At 75.4% G+C, this 14,755-nt stretch carries 18 protein-coding genes; 10 read left to right on the forward strand and 8 right to left on the reverse strand.

Translation table 11 applies throughout. The features are described 5' to 3' along the window. The first annotated feature begins 24 nt into the window (after window positions 1–24). Window positions 25–345: a hypothetical protein gene (locus tag ACFSBI_RS07155; RefSeq protein WP_377933453.1), complete on the forward strand. Its 321-nt coding sequence runs from the start codon at window positions 25–27 to the stop codon at window positions 343–345. 3 nt (window positions 346–348) lie between these two features. On the opposite strand, the gene ACFSBI_RS07160 is transcribed toward ACFSBI_RS07155, so the two are convergent. Then, a complete protein-coding gene (locus ACFSBI_RS07160; protein WP_377933455.1) occupies window positions 349–1,542 on the reverse strand; it encodes a Bcr/CflA family efflux MFS transporter in 1,194 nt (397 codons plus the stop codon). A gap of 129 nt (window positions 1,543–1,671) precedes the next feature. Between ACFSBI_RS07160 and ACFSBI_RS07165 the strand changes: the two genes are divergently transcribed. Together ACFSBI_RS07165 and ACFSBI_RS07170 are read left to right on the forward strand one after the other, a co-directional pair. Beyond that, window positions 1,672–2,502, forward strand: a complete 831-nt coding sequence (locus ACFSBI_RS07165) for a 13E12 repeat family protein (protein ID WP_377933457.1) — start codon at window positions 1,672–1,674, stop codon at window positions 2,500–2,502. 23 nt (window positions 2,503–2,525) lie between these two features. Next, window positions 2,526–3,143, forward strand: a complete 618-nt coding sequence (locus ACFSBI_RS07170; RefSeq protein WP_377933459.1) for an HNH endonuclease signature motif containing protein — start codon at window positions 2,526–2,528, stop codon at window positions 3,141–3,143. A gap of 29 nt (window positions 3,144–3,172) precedes the next feature. On the opposite strand, the gene ACFSBI_RS07175 is transcribed toward ACFSBI_RS07170, so the two are convergent. Next, a complete protein-coding gene (locus ACFSBI_RS07175) occupies window positions 3,173–3,781 on the reverse strand; it encodes a hypothetical protein (protein WP_377933461.1) in 609 nt (202 codons plus the stop codon). After that, window positions 3,778–4,425, reverse strand: a complete 648-nt coding sequence (locus tag ACFSBI_RS07180; RefSeq protein WP_377933463.1) for a histidine phosphatase family protein — start codon at window positions 4,423–4,425, stop codon at window positions 3,778–3,780. The genes ACFSBI_RS07175 and ACFSBI_RS07180 overlap by 4 nt, the downstream gene beginning before the upstream one ends. 57 nt (window positions 4,426–4,482) lie before the next feature. On the opposite strand from ACFSBI_RS07180, the gene ACFSBI_RS07185 reads away from it, so the two are divergent. Both ACFSBI_RS07185 and ACFSBI_RS07190 read left to right on the forward strand, forming a co-directional pair. Next, window positions 4,483–4,665 (forward strand): hypothetical protein, encoded by a 183-nt coding sequence (locus ACFSBI_RS07185; RefSeq protein WP_377933464.1) that lies wholly within the window; start codon window positions 4,483–4,485, stop codon window positions 4,663–4,665. A 211-nt stretch (window positions 4,666–4,876) separates the two neighbouring features. Continuing rightward, on the forward strand, window positions 4,877–6,286 hold the full coding sequence (locus ACFSBI_RS07190) for a dihydrolipoyl dehydrogenase family protein (RefSeq protein ID WP_377933466.1): 1,410 nt from the start codon (window positions 4,877–4,879) through the stop codon (window positions 6,284–6,286). Window positions 6,287–6,329: 43 nt separating this feature from the next. Here the strand turns inward: ACFSBI_RS07190 and ACFSBI_RS07195 are convergent, their stop codons facing one another. Together ACFSBI_RS07195 and ACFSBI_RS07200 are read right to left on the reverse strand one after the other, a co-directional pair. Further along, window positions 6,330–7,751, reverse strand: a complete 1,422-nt coding sequence (locus tag ACFSBI_RS07195) for a sensor histidine kinase (RefSeq protein WP_377933468.1) — start codon at window positions 7,749–7,751, stop codon at window positions 6,330–6,332. Continuing rightward, a complete protein-coding gene (locus ACFSBI_RS07200) occupies window positions 7,748–8,437 on the reverse strand; it encodes a response regulator transcription factor (RefSeq protein ID WP_377933470.1) in 690 nt (229 codons plus the stop codon). Before ACFSBI_RS07200 ends, ACFSBI_RS07195 begins: the two co-directional genes overlap by 4 nt. A 199-nt stretch (window positions 8,438–8,636) precedes the next feature. On the opposite strand from ACFSBI_RS07200, the gene ACFSBI_RS07205 reads away from it, so the two are divergent. After that, window positions 8,637–9,335 carry a hypothetical protein gene (locus ACFSBI_RS07205; RefSeq protein WP_377933472.1) on the forward strand — a complete coding sequence of 233 codons (699 nt, stop codon included), beginning with the start codon at window positions 8,637–8,639 and terminating at the stop codon, window positions 9,333–9,335. A gap of 104 nt (window positions 9,336–9,439) precedes the next feature. After that, window positions 9,440–9,820, forward strand: a complete 381-nt coding sequence (locus ACFSBI_RS07210) for a hypothetical protein (protein WP_377933474.1) — start codon at window positions 9,440–9,442, stop codon at window positions 9,818–9,820. A 22-nt stretch (window positions 9,821–9,842) separates the two neighbouring features. Here ACFSBI_RS07210 and ACFSBI_RS07215 read toward each other — a convergent pair whose 3' ends face one another. The 3 genes from ACFSBI_RS07215 to ddaH form a co-directional block, all read right to left on the reverse strand. After that, window positions 9,843–10,385, reverse strand: coding sequence for a CvpA family protein (locus ACFSBI_RS07215; RefSeq protein WP_377933476.1), 543 nt, complete (start codon window positions 10,383–10,385; stop codon window positions 9,843–9,845). 87 nt (window positions 10,386–10,472) lie between these two features. After that, entirely contained in the window at window positions 10,473–11,669 is a 1,197-nt protein-coding gene (gene rocD / locus ACFSBI_RS07220) for an ornithine--oxo-acid transaminase (protein WP_377933478.1), read from the reverse strand. Beyond that, entirely contained in the window at window positions 11,666–12,517 is an 852-nt protein-coding gene (gene ddaH / locus ACFSBI_RS07225) for a dimethylargininase (RefSeq protein ID WP_377933480.1), read from the reverse strand. Before ddaH ends, rocD begins: the two co-directional genes overlap by 4 nt. Window positions 12,518–12,669: 152 nt before the next feature. Between ddaH and ACFSBI_RS07230 the strand changes: the two genes are divergently transcribed. The 3 genes from ACFSBI_RS07230 to ACFSBI_RS07240 all read left to right on the forward strand — a co-directional run. Further along, entirely contained in the window at window positions 12,670–13,107 is a 438-nt protein-coding gene (locus tag ACFSBI_RS07230; RefSeq protein WP_377933482.1) for an Lrp/AsnC family transcriptional regulator, read from the forward strand. Between the two features lie 302 nt (window positions 13,108–13,409). After that, a complete protein-coding gene (locus ACFSBI_RS07235; RefSeq protein WP_377933484.1) occupies window positions 13,410–14,186 on the forward strand; it encodes a C40 family peptidase in 777 nt (258 codons plus the stop codon). A gap of 70 nt (window positions 14,187–14,256) precedes the next feature. Then, on the forward strand, window positions 14,257–14,755 hold a 499-nt coding region (locus tag ACFSBI_RS07240; protein ID WP_377933486.1), incomplete at its 3' end, for a DUF805 domain-containing protein.

Here is a 14,755-nt window from a genome sequence, read left to right on the forward strand (position 1 = left end):
CCCGCTGGGAGCAGAGGACGTTCGATGGGCGACGACGCGAAGGACACGGCCTGGGTCGAGGTGCAGGGGGCGCTGCTGGACGACGCCGACGCGGACGTGACCGCGACGGACGACGCCCTGCTGGTGCACGGGACGCCCTTCGCCGTGCGGGACGGGGACGACATGGTGGTCGACCTGCCCGAGGACCGGGCGGACGACCTGGTCGAGCGCGGGGTCGCCGCGCGTCGGGACCGGCCGGAGGCGAAGGGCTCGTGGGTCTCGGTCGAGGACTCCGCCGACTGGGTCGAGCTCGCGTCCGAGGCGCACGCGTTCGTCGGCGAGCCGTCGGTCGGCCGCGACTCCTGACCGTCAGCCGCGCGGCAGCAGCCGGGACGCCACGAGCGCGGTCGTCGAGAGCACGGCCATGCCGAGCGCGAGGACGAGCACCGTCTGCACGCCGATGAGGCCGGTCAGCGGCGTCGTGAGCGCGCCGACGAGGAAGGCGAGCCCGCCGCTCAGCGACGCGGCGGTCCCCGCCGACGGGCGCCCCGCCTCCTGCGCCAGCACCGTCGTGGCGGGGATGCAGAAGCCGTTACCGGCCACGGCGACGCCGAGCAGCACCCAGACCGCGGCGAGCCCGGCGCCGCCCGCGGTGACGAGCTCCACGAGCAGCAGCGCCGCCGCTCCCCCGCTCGACATCCAGAGCCCGATCGCGCGCAGCCGGGTGACGGGCACGCGCAGCACGAAGCGCCGGAACAGCACGCTGGTGACGACCATCGCGGCGGCGTCGGTGGCGAAGACGATCGAGTAGAGGCCCTCACCGATGCCGAGCTGCTGCTGCAGCACGAACGACGAGCCCCCGATGTAGACGAAGAACCCGGCCTGGGCGATGCACTGCACGATCACCGGTGCCCGGAAGGCGGGACGCCGCAGCAGGTCGACGATGCGGGCGCCCAGGTGCCGGAGACCGGCGGGCTGGCGCATCGCGGGCTCCAGGGTCTCCGGCAGCCCGACCGCGGCGATGAGCAGCACCAGCGCGCTGAACGCGGTCATGAAGACGAACACGCCGCGGAAGTCGGAGACGAGGAGGATCAGGCCCCCGATCCCGGGCGCGACGACCGGAGCGATCAGCCGGATCGCGGAGAGGGTGCCGAAGCGGGCGGCGGCCTCCGGCCCCGAGTAGCGGTCGGAGACCACCGCGACGCCGATCGCGGACCCCGCGCCGCCCGCGAGGCCCTGGACCGTCCGGGCGACGAGCAGGGTGCCGGCGTCGGCCGCGACCACGCAGGCGGCGGACGCGACGACCAGCGCCACCCCGCTGCCGAGCAGCAGCCCGCGGCGGCCGGCGGCGTCGGAGATCGGCCCCGCCAGCAGCTGCCCGACGGCGAGCCCGACGAGGAAGACGGTGATCGAGAGCTGCGCCGTCGACGCGGGGACGGCGAGCGCGAGGGCCACCGCCGGCAGCGCGGGCAGATACGTGTCGGTGCCGAAGGGCCCGAAGCCCGTGACGAGGGCGAGCGCGGGGGTCGAGACCGGGCGCCGGTCCCCGCCGCTGCGCCGCATCGGCCCGACGCTACTGCGACGTCGGTGCCGCTTCCCTGACCTCGAACGCCGCACGAGCGGGTGGCCGACACTGGAAGGAGGACACCTCTTCGCTTGATCATCAGGTCGAGCAGAGGTAGTGTAGTACACGTGTTCGATGCGCAGGACTCGCCCCTCGAGGTGATGCTGCGCGTCTCGACCGTCCCGCCGCCCGCACCCGACCTCATCACCACCGGAGCCCTGGTCCTCGATGCGCCGCGCGTGCCGGACGACGCTCCGGACCGTACGGAGCGCCTGCAGGAGTCCGCGGAGCTGCTGCAGCACCGGGTCGAGCTCATGGAGCAGGCCGCGCGCCGCGCCGAGGTCGCACGGCTGACCGCGCTGGCCGACGCGTACGAGGCGTCGATGGAGGACCTCGCCGCGCGTATGGGGCCCCGGTACGGCACCCGCGGCGGACTGGGGGCGCAGGCGTACTTCAAGCAGACCGGGCTCGCGATCGGGATGTCGCCGAAGACGGTCGCGCACCTGGTCGACACGACGCTGCTGCTGCGCGAGCGCCTGCCGCGCACCTGGGCGGCGCTGACCTCCTGCGCGACCACCCGCCGCGCGGCCGAGCTGGTCGCCGCTCGGGCGGAGGGCCTCGCGGCCGAGCACTGGGACGACTACGACGCCGAGGCCGCCGAGCTGGCTCGCAGCACGCCGATCACGACGCTGAAGCGGCGGCTGCGCGACCTGCGCGAGCGGATCCAGGCCGAGACCGCCGTCGAGCGGGCGAGGCGCACGCTCGAGCGCCGCCACGTGCTGCTCGAGGAGGGCGACGACGGCGAGGCGTCCCTCGTCATCACGGGCCCGATCGCCGAGCTCGCCGCCATCGACGACGCCCTCACGAAGGCCGCCGTCGCGGAGCACGGCGCCGCGGGCGAGACGCGCACGATCAGCCAGCTGCGCTTCGTCCCCGTCGCACGGCCGCCCCGCCGCTGACGCGTCGCGGCGGAACCGGCTCCGTGGGCCCAACGGCCCGCGACCTGCTCCTCGAGGGCATCAAGCAGGCGGCGTCGGGCGAGTGGGCGGGGCTCGCCGTCCCCGGGCGCAAGGGCGTCGTGCCGCAGGTGTTCCTCACGATCCCGCTCCTCAGCGCGCTGGGGCGTACGACCGAGCACGCGCAGCTGCGCGGCCACGGGTTGATGGACGTGGAGACGGCGAAGGACCTCGCGGGACGCGCGACCTCGTTCGTGCGCGTGCTCACCGACCCCTGCACCGGCGTGCGGCTCGACATGGACCGCGCGACGCGGATGCCGCCCGAGGACATGCGGCGCTGGGTCCAGGTCCGCGACGAGGTGTGCCGGTTCCCCGGCTGCAACCGCCCGGCCCACCTGTGCGATGTCGACCATGCCCATGAATGGCAGCACGGCGGGGTCACCGGGGAGCGCAACCTGCTCTGCGCCTGCCGGGCGGACCATCTCGCCAAGTCGGAGGAGCTGTTCGGGAACGAGCTGAGGAGCACGGGTGCCGTCCGATGGTGCACGCCCTGGCGGCGCACCTTCGACGACCCGCCGATCGCTCCACTCGCCCCGGCGCCGGAGTCGCTCCGACCGCCGGACGACGACCCCTGCCCCTTCTGAGCCGACCCTGCTGAGCCGCGGCCCCGGCTTCAGACCAGCAGCGAGCCCGCCGCGAGCAGGGCCGGGGGCAGCGCGACGAGCACCGGGACACGCCGCAGGTCGACGCCGCGGTCGCGCACGAACTCGGCGATCGACGCGGCGAGCACGAGGACGGTCAGCACGCGCACGCCGAGCCTCACGTCGCCGCCCGCGATCGTCGCGCCGACCTGGTGGAACGCGATCACGCCCCAGGGCACGATGCCGAGCATCGCCGCGAACGACCACGGGCGGCGACCGGGCAGCGACCGGACCAGCACGACCGCGGCAGTCGCGGCATAGGTGAGCACCAGGGCGCCGAGGTCGCGCACCCCGTTCAGCTGCGCGACGAGGAACACCGCGATCGGCGCCCCGAGCCCCACGGGCAGGAGCCGTGCGAGGCGGTCGTCACGGAGCGGCAGGAGCAGGCCGACCGCCGTGAGCAGGGCCGGGATCAGGAGCGCGAGCCGACCCGCGATCTCGGCGAGCGGCACCCGGAGCACGGGGCCGAGGCCGCCGAGGTCCGCGGCGACGGGCAGCGGCAGCGCGGGCAGCACGGCCAGGGCCACCACCCCGAGCACCAGCCCGACGAGTGCGACCCCGACGCCGGCCGACCGGCTCATCCCGGCACCCCGGCACCGGTCGGGTCGTCGTCGACGTCGGTGAAGCGCTCCCCCTGCCACTCGGTCGCCCGCCACGCTCCCGGTGCGCCCTCGAGCACGACGACGCCCGTGTTCGGCAGCCCGCGCTCGCGCCCGTGGTCGTCCGGCAGGTTGGCGGCGCGGATGCCGGCCCAGGCACGGATCGCCGCCCCGTGGCTCGCGAGCACGACGGCACCCACCGCCCCCTGCACCGCGGCCTCGACCGCGCGGTCGTACCGGGCGAGGAAGTCGCGGCCGTCCTCCGGGGAGCCGGGCACCCGGGCGGCGAGGTCGCCCGCCATCCAGCGGAAGACCGGGTCGAGGTAGGCGAGGTGCGCGTCGCGGTCGCCCCGCATCTCCAGGTCGCCCGACAGCACCTCGCGCAGCCCCGCGTCGACCGGCAGCGGCAGCCCGAGCGCGTCCGCGAGCGGCCGAGCCGTCGCCACCGTGCGGGCGAGCGGGGACGCGACGACGCGCTCGATGCGCTCCTCGGCGAACCGGGCCGGCAGCTCGGCCGCCTGCTGCCGACCGAGCGCGGAGAGCGGCGCCCCCGGCTCCGCGGAGTCGAGCAGCGCGGCGACGTTCGACTCCGACTGACCGTGCCGGACGAGGATCAGGCGCACCACCCGCACATCCTCCCAGCGTCGGGTCCGGTCACGGGTGCGAGGGCTAGCGTGCGCGACATGGACAGCGATGTCGGCTCGATGAACCCCGGCCCTTCCGAGGGCGACGACGAGGCGCCCGGCGAGGGCACCGAGAACCCGGGTCCGGGTGACGAGATCCCCGCCGAGGGCAGCTCGAACCCCGGTCCCTCGGACGAGATCCCCGGGCAGGGCAGCGAGAACCCCGGCCCCGAGGAGCCGTGATCCAGCCCGGTTCCGGTTCGCAGCACCGACCCGAGGAGGACCCGTGCCGCTGATCCGGCTGATCATCATCGTCTTCCCGATCGCCCGGCGGCTGCTCCGCGCTCGGCGGAACCGGAAGGCGCGCGGCTCGTCCTGACGAGCGCGACGGCGGCAGGGGCGGCGCAGGGCGCCCTCTCGCCGGACTCCCCGACGCGGTGCCTACGGTGCGGGCATGAGCGACGCGATCGACCACTACGACCTCGCCGTCATCGGCGCCGGACCGGCGGGCACCGCCGCAGCGCTGCGCGGTGCGGAGCTCGGCGCGAAGGTCGTGGTGCTCGAGGCCGGGCGGCTCGGCGGCACCTGCGTGAACACCGGCTGCGTCCCGACGCGGGTGCTCGCGAAGACCGCGCGCCTGATCCGGGAGGCCCGCAGCGCGGACGCCTGGGGCATCGGCACGGGGGCGCCGTCGATCGACTGGGCGTCGACCGTGCAGCGGGTGCACGGCCGCGTGGACCAGGTGCGCTCCATCAAGCGGGAGGCGAGCCGATTCGAGGAGGCGGGCGTCACCCTGGTGCAGGAGGGACGCGCCCGCTTCGCCGACGACCGGACCCTCGTCCTCGACAGCGGGCGGCGCGTCACCGCGGACGCGATCGTGATCTGCGTCGGCGGGCACTCGCGGCGCCTGCCGATCCCGGGCGCCGAGCTGGCGACCGTCCCCGAGCACGTGCTCGAGCTGCCGGAGCTGCCGCGCCGCGTCGCGGTGATCGGCGCGGGCAACACGGGCGCGCAGCTCGTGACGGTCCTCAGCGCCTTCGGGTCCGCCGTCACGCTGCTGGACCTCGCCCCCCGGGTGCTCGTCGCCTCGGACGAGCAGATCTCCGCGGTGGTGGAGGAGGCGTTCCGCGACCAGGGCGTCGACGTGCGCACCGGGATCGACGGCGTCGACCGGCTGGAGCGCGCAGACGACGGGATCGCCCTGCACTGGCGGCAGGGCGGCGCCGAGGAGTCCGCGGACTTCGACGCCGTGATCATGGCGACCGGGTGGCCGGCGGACGTGGAGGACCTCGGCCTCGCGAACGCGGGACTCGAGACGGTGCGCTCCGCGATTCCCGCCGACCGGTACTTCCGCACCGCCGTGCCGCACATCCTCGCGGCCGGTGACACGAACGGCCGCGACATGCTGGTGCAGGCCGCGCAGTTCGAGGGCGAGGCCGCCGCCGAGAACGCGGTGCTCGGCGTGAACCGGCGGACGCCGCAGGAGCTGCTGCCCGCCGGCGGCTTCACCGACCCGGACTACGCCGGCGTCGGGCTGACGGAGCGGGAGGCGCGGCAGCGCGACCCCGAGTGCGTCGTCGCGACGGTGCCCTACGCCGACCTCGACCGCGCCGTCATCGACGACCGGCAGCGCGGGTTCCTGAAGCTGATCGCGGACCGCCGTCGCGAGCTGATCCTCGGCGCCCACGCGGTCGGGGAGAACGCGGTGGAGGTGATCCAGTCGGTGACGACCGCGATGGCGGCCGGCATCGACGTGTCGACGCTCGCGAACGTCCGCTTCGCCTACCCGACCTACAGCGCCGTGATCGGCATCGCCGCTCGTCAGCTGGCCCGCACCCCGGCGCTCCCCGCGACCCTCCGCTGAGCCGTTCCGTTCTGAAGGTGATTCCGGCCTGCCGGAATCACCTTCAGAACGGAATCCCGCGGAGCGCAGCAGCAGGTGCTGGTGGCTCGGGCCGGCCGCCGGCAGACTCGGCCGGCGCCGCGAGCGGCAGGCGCAGCTCGAAGACCGCGCCGGGCAGGTCGTCGGCCCCCGGCTCGACGCACCGGAGCGAGCCGCCCTGCGCCTCCGCCAGCCCGCGGGCGATCGGCAGCCCGAGGCCGGCGCCGCCCGTGGTCGCGGAGCGCGCCGAGTCCAGGCGGACCAGCCGCTCGAACACGCGCTCCCGTGCGGAGGTCGGGATGCCGGGGCCGTCGTCCGAGACGCGGACCGTCCCGTCCGCCGTCGCGGCGATGCGCACCCGGCGCGCGCCCGCGTTCCGGGCGTTCACGAGCAGGTTCGCCAGCACCTGGTCCGTGCGCTCCCGGTCGACCGTCACGCGGACGTCGACCGCGCGCACCTCGACCACCGGTGCGTCCGGCCGGGAGCGGAGCCGCTCCGCCGCGTCGGCGACCAGCGCCGCCAGGTCGACTGGCCGCGGCTCCACCCGCAGCTCGCCGAGGCGGGAGACGAGCAGCAGGTCGTCGACGAGCCGGGCGCTCCGGCGCGCCTCCCGCACGATCTGCACGGTCACCCGGTCCCGCTCCTCCTCGTCGAGCGGGTCGCGGATCAGCCGCTCGGCACCCGCGGAGACGCCGGCGAGCGGTGTGCGCAGCTCGTGCGAGGCGTCGGACAGGAACGCGGCCAGCCGCTCGGCGGCGGCGGAGGCGCGCGCCTCCGCACCCTCCAGCTCCTCGAGCATCGCGTCGAACTGCACGGCCGCACGACCGAGGTCCGTGTCCGGATCCTGCGGGTCGAGGCGGCGCCCGCGACCGCCGGCCGCCGTCTGCCGCGCCGCGTCGGTGAGGGCGCGCAGCGGGCGCAGCGCCCGCCCGAGCACGAGGGGCAGCACCAGCGCCGCGAGCGCGACGGCGACGACGCTCGCGATCGTCATGATCGTCCGGAAGCGGGCCAGCGCGTCCTCGATCTGCGCGCTGCTGCTCGAGAGGCGCAGGACGACACCGGGCCGGACCGTCTCCGTCGCGACGAGCTCGTTGCCGTTTCGCACGACCGCGATCGCCGCGTCGGACCGCGTCGGCTGCGGCAGGGCCCCCGGCCCGCGCCCCGGCCCGGGCGGGCGCTGCGGCACGCCGACCACGGCGCACCGGCCGCTCGAGTCGACGATGCACGCCTGCACCCCGGCGATCGTCAGGCTGTTCGCCAGCTGCTGATCGGAGAGGGCGGCGAGCTCCGGGGCGAGCTGCGCTACCGAACGGAGCCGGTCCTCCTGCTCCCCCTGCAGGACCGTCCGCAGCGCGAGGTCGACGCCGACGCCGACGACGAGCAGGAGGAGCGAGAGCACCGCGACGGTCCAGAGGACCGCGCGCCGGCGCAGCGACGGCGTCCTCATGCGGCGGCCGCCGGCTCCGCCGGGCGCAGCACGTAGCCGAAGCCGCGGACGGTGTGGAGGATGCGCGGGCCGTGCTCCTCGAGCTTGCGGCGCAGCGCGCTCACGTGGACCTCCACGAGGTTCGGGTCGTAGTCCTCGTAGCCCCACACCTGCGTCAGCAGCTGCGTCTTCGAGAGGATGCGCCCGCGCTCGCGCGCCAGGTAGAGCAGCAGCCGGTACTCGGTCGCGGTCAGGTCGAGCGCCGCGCCGCCGCGCAGCACCTCGCCCGCCTGCTCGTCGATCCGCAGGTCGCCGAGGTCGAGCACCGCGGGCACGCGGCCGAGCCGCCGCAGCACGGCGCGGACGCGGGCGACCAGCTCCTCCACGATGAACGGCTTGACGACGTAGTCGTCCGCGCCCGCCTCGAACCCGGCCAGCCGGTCGGCGCCGGCGTCCCGCGCGGTCAGGAAGATGACCGGCAGGTCCCGGTCGCGGCGCAGCGCGCGGGCGAGCGCGAACCCGTCCGCGGGTCCGGGCAGCATGACGTCGAGCAGCGCGAGGTCCGGCCGGAAGTCCGCCGCTCGGGCGGGGACGCCGCGCGAGTCGGCCGACGAGTCCACGACGAAGCCCGCGCCGGTCAGCGCGGCGACGACGGATTCGCGGATGAGGGCGTCGTCCTCGACGACGAGCACGCGGGCGGCAGGCATGGGTCCACGGTCCCGGCCGACGCTGAAGCAGGCCTGAAGCACCGCCTGAGCAGTCCCCATGAGTCGGCGATGCGCTGAAGCGCACCTGAAGGACCGCTCGAGCGGCCACCGCTTCAGGCCCGCTTCAGAGGCGGACCGTCGTCTGGGAGGACCAGGGCGCGCCGGACCGGCAGCGCCGCTCCATCACGAGGAGGACCTCATGCAGTCGTTCAGGAAGCCCACGAAGCGCACCGCGCTGATCACCGGCGTCGCGGGAGCCGCCGTGCTCGGTGCCATCGCCGTCGGCGGCCCCGCCTACGCCGACGGGATGCCGTCGGCCGCCCCCTCGGGCTCGGTCGCCGCGCCGTCCGCCGCAGCGCCCTCCGGCGCCCCGACGGCCCCCGCCGCTCCGTCCGGCGCTCCCGCCGCTCCCGCCGCTCCGGGGCAGCACGGCCCGCAGGGCGGCCCGGCGGGCGCCCCGAGCCCGAAGCCGCACATCGGCGGCGAGGTGCTCTCCGTGAGCGGCTCCACCGTCACGGTGAAGGACCACGACGGGTTCACGCGGACCATCGCGCTGTCCAGCGGCGCGACCGTGACGAAGGACGGTCAGAAGGCCGACACCTCCGCGATCGTGCAGGGCGCGCACATCGAGGCGACCGGCTCGGTCGACTCGAACGGCACGACCCTCGACGCGACCGAGGTCCGGGTCGGCCAGCCGGCCGGCCCGGGCAAGGGCGGCCCCGCGGCGAGCGGCCCGGCGGCGGACGCGAAGGGCGGCCCGGCGGCCGGTCCCGCGGCCGGCGGCCGGCTGCCGCCCCCGCCGCAGGGCGGCAAGGCCCCGCAGGCGCCCGGCCAGCAGGGCGGCGCGCAGCAGGCGACGCCGACCCCGAGCGCGTCCGGGTACACGCAGGGCTCCTGAGCCCTCGCAGGAAGGGCCCTCGATCCGCACCCGCGGATCGAGGGCCCTTCCTCGTGCGCCGATGTCGGACGGCTACCGTGCCGCCGAGAGCGAGGAGGGCGCGGATGGCGGGCGGAGAGCGGGCGCGGCAGGTCGACCTCGCCGTCGAGCTCGAGGAGACCGCACGGGCGCTCGTCCGGGCGACGCGGGACGTGCCGACGCCCGCGGACTCGCGCCAGCTGCTGGCCGAGCTCGGCCGCGCCGTCGACCAGCTGCAGCAGACAGCCCGTCAGCTGAGCGCCTGGCACACGCGCGTCGTGGACGGCGACCACTACTTCGGCGAGGACGAGCCGGGCGACGGCGCCACCGGCACCATCGAGGCGGCCGAGCACCTCGAGGCCGCGGCGGCCGCGCTCGACCTGGCCGGCGAGGCGCTGCTGGCGGCACGCGCGGCGAACGGCGTCGTCCGCTGGCGGGCGGGGCCGACGGGCCGTCCTCCCGCCTGAGAGGCGACGGGACGGGGCGGCGTCAGCGAGGCCCGGCGGGCTGCAGCAGGTCGCCCGCCTGCGAGCCCGCGGCGACGATCGTCGAGCTGAAGCCGTCGAGCGCCTGGCCGACCGGAGCCGGGGTCAGCGCACCGATCTCGTGCACGACCGCGGACCCGCCCACCGCCCGCGCGACCACCGGGGTGCCGAGCGAGACGGCCAGGGTGGCGAGCACCGCGACGACGAGCGCCCCCACCGCGACCTGCAGCCCGGCGCCGAGCGCGCCGTCGACGGCGCCGAGCGCGGTCCGCCGCAGCGGACGCGCGACGGCGGCCGCGACGCGGGTGCCGAGGGCCGCGCCGATCAGCAGCAGCACCAGCGCGACGAGCAGGGTGACGACGAACCGCGCGACGCCGTCCGGCACCAGCGCGCCGACCGGGCCGGCGACGAACGCCGCCGCGGCACCGCCGGCGATCAGCCCGGCGATGGTGCCGACGCTGCCGATCAGGCCGCGCCGCCAGCCGTGCACCAGGCAGCCGACCAGGACCAGCACGACGACGACGTCGACCAGGAGAGATGTGGACACGGGCTCCTCCTCGCGCTTCAGGACCCGGCCGACGCTAGGCAGCGGACCTGAAGCGGCCGAAGCCGTCGGCCGATCTTCAGCCGTGCTTCAGCGCGCGCTCGCGAGCGCCTCCTCGAACACGTCGATCGCGTGGTGCAGGTCCGCCTCGTCGATCACGATCGGCGGCGCGAGGCGGACGGTCTGCCCGTGCGTGTCCTTCGCGAGCACGCCGGCGGCCATCATCCGCTCGCAGACCTCGCGCGCCGTGCCGACCGCCGGGTCGACGTCGATGCCCGCCCAGAGCCCCCGCGTGCGGACGGCGGTGACGCCGTGACCGACCAGGGGGCGGAGCCGGCGCTCGAGCACCTCGCCGAGGGACCGGGCGCGGGCCTGCGGCTCGCCGGTCGCGAGCATCCGCACGACCTCGAGGCCGACCGCGGCGGCGAGCGGGTTGCCGCCGAACGTCGATCCGTGCTCCCCCGGGCGCAGGACGCCGAGCACGGCCTCGTCCCCGACGACGGCGCTGACGGGCACGATGCCGCCGCCGAGCGCCTTGCCGAGCAGGTACAGGTCCGGCACGACCCCGACGAGGTCGCAGGCGAAGGTCGAACCGGTGCGGCCGAGCCCGGACTGGATCTCGTCCGCGATCATCAGCACGCCCCGCTCGTCGCAGAGGCGGCGGACGGCGGGCAGGTAGTCGTCCGGCGGCACGACGATGCCCGCCTCGCCCTGCACCGGCTCGAGCAGCACCGCGACGGTCGTGTCGTCGACCGCCGCGGCGAGCGCCGCCGCGTCGCCGTACGGCACCGTGCGGAAGCCCGCGGTGAACGGTCCGAACCCGTCGCGGGCCTGGGGGTCGTCGCTGAAGGAGACGATGGTCGTGGTGCGGCCGTGGAAGTTGCCGGAGGCGACGACGATCGTCGCCCGCCCCTCCGGGACGCCCTTCACGCGGTAGCCCCAGGCTCGGGCGACCTTGATGCCGGACTCCACGGCCTCGGCGCCCGTGTTCATGGGCAGGACCATGTCCTTGCCGGCGAGCGCCGCGAGCTCGTCGGCGAACGGCTCGAGCCGGTCGTTCTCGAACGCGCGGCTGACGAGCGTCACCCGGTCGAGCTGCGCCTTCGCGGCGGCGACGAGCCCGGGGTGGCCGTGCCCGAAGTTCACGGCGGAGTACGCGGCGAGCAGGTCGAGGTAGCGGCGCCCGTCGACGTCGGTCACCCAGGCGCCCTCGCCGGTCGCGACGCGCACGGGCAGCGGGTGGTAGTTGTGCGCGAGGTGCCCGGCGCGCTCCGCCACGTCGGTCATCGCCGCAGCTCCAGCGTGCAGCACTTCACGCCGCCGCCGCCGAGCAGCAGCTCGGAGAGGTCGAGGCCGACGGGTGCGTAGCCGCGCTCGCGCAGCGACGCCTCGAAGCCGGTCGCCCGGCTCGCGATCACGACGTCGCGACCGTTCGAGATGGAGTTGAGCCCGAGCCAGCGCGCGTCCTCCTCCGACACCTCGACGGCGTCGGGGTAGCGGCGCCGCAGCTCCGCCCGGCTCGCCTCGTCGAACGCGAGCGGCAGCCACGCGATGTTCGCGTCGCGCCCCTCCGGGTCGAGCACGGCGAGGGCCGTGTCCAGGTGGTAGAACCGCGGGTCCACCAGCCGCAGCGTCACGACCTCGCGGCCCGTGACCTGCGCGAGCTCGCGGTGGCTCGCCTCGCTGGTGCGGAACCCGGTGCCGGCGAGGATCACGTCGCCGACCAGCAGGAAGTCGCCCTCCCCCTCGTTCACCTCGCGCGCCTCGTGCACGCGGAAGCCGTTGGTCCGGAACCATTCGCCGTACGCGGGCCCCTCCGGCTGGCGCTCGGGGTGGGTGAACCGCGCGGTGTAGGCGACGCCGTCGAGCGTGAAGCCGCCGTTCGCGCTGTAGACCATGTCCGGCAGGCCCGGCAGCCCGTCGATCAGCTCGACGGCGTTCCCGAGCCCGACGTAGGCGTCGTGCAGGGTCTGCCACTGGTCCAGGGCCACGGACGTGTCGGTCGGGTCCTCCGGCCGCATCCAGGGGTTGATCGAGTAGGACACGGTGTAGTGGTCCGGTCGGCACATCAGGTAGGTGCGCGTCAGAGCGACGCGCTCCGGCAGGGTCGCCGGCGCAGAGGCGGTCGTGGTCACGAGGGTCCTTCCAAAGGGGACTCGAGCAGGGCGGCCGGACCAGGTCGACGGCCCTTCCAGTGTGCGCCCGTCGCAGCGCAGCCGTCCACCGACCTGCGCAGCGGCGTTGCGCGCATCCAGCCTCGGCCGCAACAGATCGTTAGCCTGAGGTGATGGATGCCATCGACGGCCGCATCATCGAGCTGCTGAAGCGCAACGCCCGCTCCGCGTACGGAGACATCGGCGCGGTAGTCGGGCTGTCCGCGTCCGCGGTCAAGCGCCGCGTCGACCGGCTGGTCGCGGAGGGGACCATCCGGGCGTTCACGGTCCAGGTCGACCCTGCGACCGAGGGCATGAGCACGGAGGCGTGGGTCGAGCTGTTCTGCCGCGGCACCGTCTCGCCGACGGAGCTGCGCCGCATCCTCGCGGCGGTCCCGGAGGTCGTCTACGCCGGCACGGTCACCGGCAGCGCGGACGCGATCGTGCACATGCGCAGCCGCGACATCCCGAGCCTCGAGCTCGCGCTCGAGCGCGTGCGCGTCGCGCCGAACGTCGATCACACCCGCAGCGCGATCGTGCTGTCCCGGCTGGTCAACCGCACGTCGGCCTGAGGGGCTCTTCGCACGAGTCCCGAGGAATTTCCGGCATCCTCCGCCGACGGCGCGTCGCCCGCAACGACGCGGATCTCGAGGGCGTCGTCGCCTACTCCATCGACCTCGGGATGACCCCCGGGAACAGGGGTCCGTGACCAACCTGTTACGTTCTTCCCAGACGGCCGCACGAAGAACCCCTACCTGTCCCGCGGCCGAGCACCTCGCCTCCACCCTCTGCCCACCGGCGCGTCGCCCGGCTGCAGCGGTGTGCCTCCCGCACGCCGACCGCGAGGTGCGTCGACCCGTCCAGGAGGGCACCCGTGCGCCACCGCGCCCGTTCCATCATCACGAGCACCCTCGGCGTCGCTGCGACCGCCGGCCTCATCGCCGGCGTCCCGCTGGCCATCGCTCCCCACGACACCCCCGTCGCGGCGACCTCCGGCGTCGCCCGGGTCGACGCCCAGACCGCCGCCCTGACCCGGCTCGACCGGCTCGAGCAGCAGGCCGACGCCGCCGGCGTGGCCGCCCAGAAGGCGAACGAGGCGCTGCTGCAGCACCGGTCCGCGACCACCGAGGCCGCTGCCGCGCAGGCGGAGGACGCGCTGAAGAGCGTCGCCCGGCAGCAGGACCCCCAGCTCACCGCGCTCGCCCGCGTGCTCGGCCCCGAGACCGTCGCCGACGGCGGCGAGGAGCAGGTCGACGCCGACTCGGTCATCTCGTCGAAGAGCCGTGCCGCGAAGGCCGTCCGCTTCGCCCGATCGCAGAAGGGCAAGCCGTACCGCTTCGCCGGCTCCGGGATGGGCGCCTACGACTGCTCCGGGCTGACGATGCGCAGCTACTCGAAGGCCGGCAAGGGCATCGGCGGCCACAGCGCGACCCGGCAGTACAACACCGCCAAGAAGAACCACCGCCTGGTCTCCTACGGCAAGAAGCGCGTCGGCGACCTGATCTTCTACGGCCGCCCCGGCTCCGTGTACCACGTGGCCATCTACTCCGGCCACGGCAAGATGATCGAGGCGCCGTACCCCGGCAAGCGGGTGCGCGAGGTCAAGGTCCGCAACGGCGGGCGTCTCTCGGTGGTCGGCCGCCCGGCCTGATCTCCGACCGAGGGCGGGGCGACCGGTGGCTACAGTGCTCCGGTCGCCCCGCCGCCGTCCGAGGAGAGCCATGAGCGCCGACGCACCCGTCGCCGACGAGCCGCTGCGCGGCGCGACCGCCGGGCAGGCGTACCGGCGCTACTGGCAGCGGATCGTCGTGTTCAGCGGGCGGGCCTCGCTCAGCGAGTACTGGTGGCCGGTCCTGATCGATGTGCTGGCCCTCGTCGGCGGCTCGATCCTCGTCGCCGTGCTGCTCGCGGTCGGCCGCACCGGCTCGCCGGTCGACAGCGTCACGAACGCCCTGGCCGCCGTCCTCGGCGTCCTGCTGGTGCTCCTGTCGCTCGCCATGGCCCTCGCCGGCGTCTCCGTCGGCGTCCGCCGGCTGCACGACGCCGACCTGTCCGGGTGGTTCCTGCTGCTCGGGCTGGTGCCGTCGGTCGGCGGGATCATCACGATCGTCCTCAGCCTCGTGCCGCCGAACCCCCGCGGCGCGCGCTTCGCCGCCCGCGGCCCGGAGGCGCGACCGGCGCCGGCGCCGGCGCTCGACGCGGCGGCCCGGCCCGGCTTCG

The organism is Amnibacterium endophyticum (assembly GCF_042680685.1).
Lineage (GTDB): Bacteria > Actinomycetota > Actinomycetes > Actinomycetales > Microbacteriaceae > Amnibacterium > Amnibacterium endophyticum.

Excerpts from the sequence above, each read along its gene's own strand:
- ACFSBI_RS07155 (WP_377933453.1), top strand. The coding sequence starts at position 25 with ATGGGCGACGACGCGAAGGACACGGCCTGGGTCGAGGTGCAGGGGGCG.
- ACFSBI_RS07160 (WP_377933455.1), bottom strand. The coding sequence starts at position 1,542 with ATGCGGCGCAGCGGCGGGGACCGGCGCCCGGTCTCGACCCCCGCGCTC.
- ACFSBI_RS07175 (WP_377933461.1), bottom strand. The coding sequence starts at position 3,781 with ATGAGCCGGTCGGCCGGCGTCGGGGTCGCACTCGTCGGGCTGGTGCTC.
- ACFSBI_RS07185 (WP_377933464.1), top strand. The coding sequence starts at position 4,483 with ATGGACAGCGATGTCGGCTCGATGAACCCCGGCCCTTCCGAGGGCGAC.
- ACFSBI_RS07190 (WP_377933466.1), top strand. The coding sequence starts at position 4,877 with ATGAGCGACGCGATCGACCACTACGACCTCGCCGTCATCGGCGCCGGA.
- ACFSBI_RS07195 (WP_377933468.1), bottom strand. The coding sequence starts at position 7,751 with ATGAGGACGCCGTCGCTGCGCCGGCGCGCGGTCCTCTGGACCGTCGCG.
- ACFSBI_RS07200 (WP_377933470.1), bottom strand. The coding sequence starts at position 8,437 with ATGCCTGCCGCCCGCGTGCTCGTCGTCGAGGACGACGCCCTCATCCGC.
- ACFSBI_RS07205 (WP_377933472.1), top strand. The coding sequence starts at position 8,637 with ATGCAGTCGTTCAGGAAGCCCACGAAGCGCACCGCGCTGATCACCGGC.
- ACFSBI_RS07210 (WP_377933474.1), top strand. The coding sequence starts at position 9,440 with ATGGCGGGCGGAGAGCGGGCGCGGCAGGTCGACCTCGCCGTCGAGCTC.
- rocD (WP_377933478.1), bottom strand. The coding sequence starts at position 11,669 with ATGACCGACGTGGCGGAGCGCGCCGGGCACCTCGCGCACAACTACCAC.
- ACFSBI_RS07230 (WP_377933482.1), top strand. The coding sequence starts at position 12,670 with ATGGATGCCATCGACGGCCGCATCATCGAGCTGCTGAAGCGCAACGCC.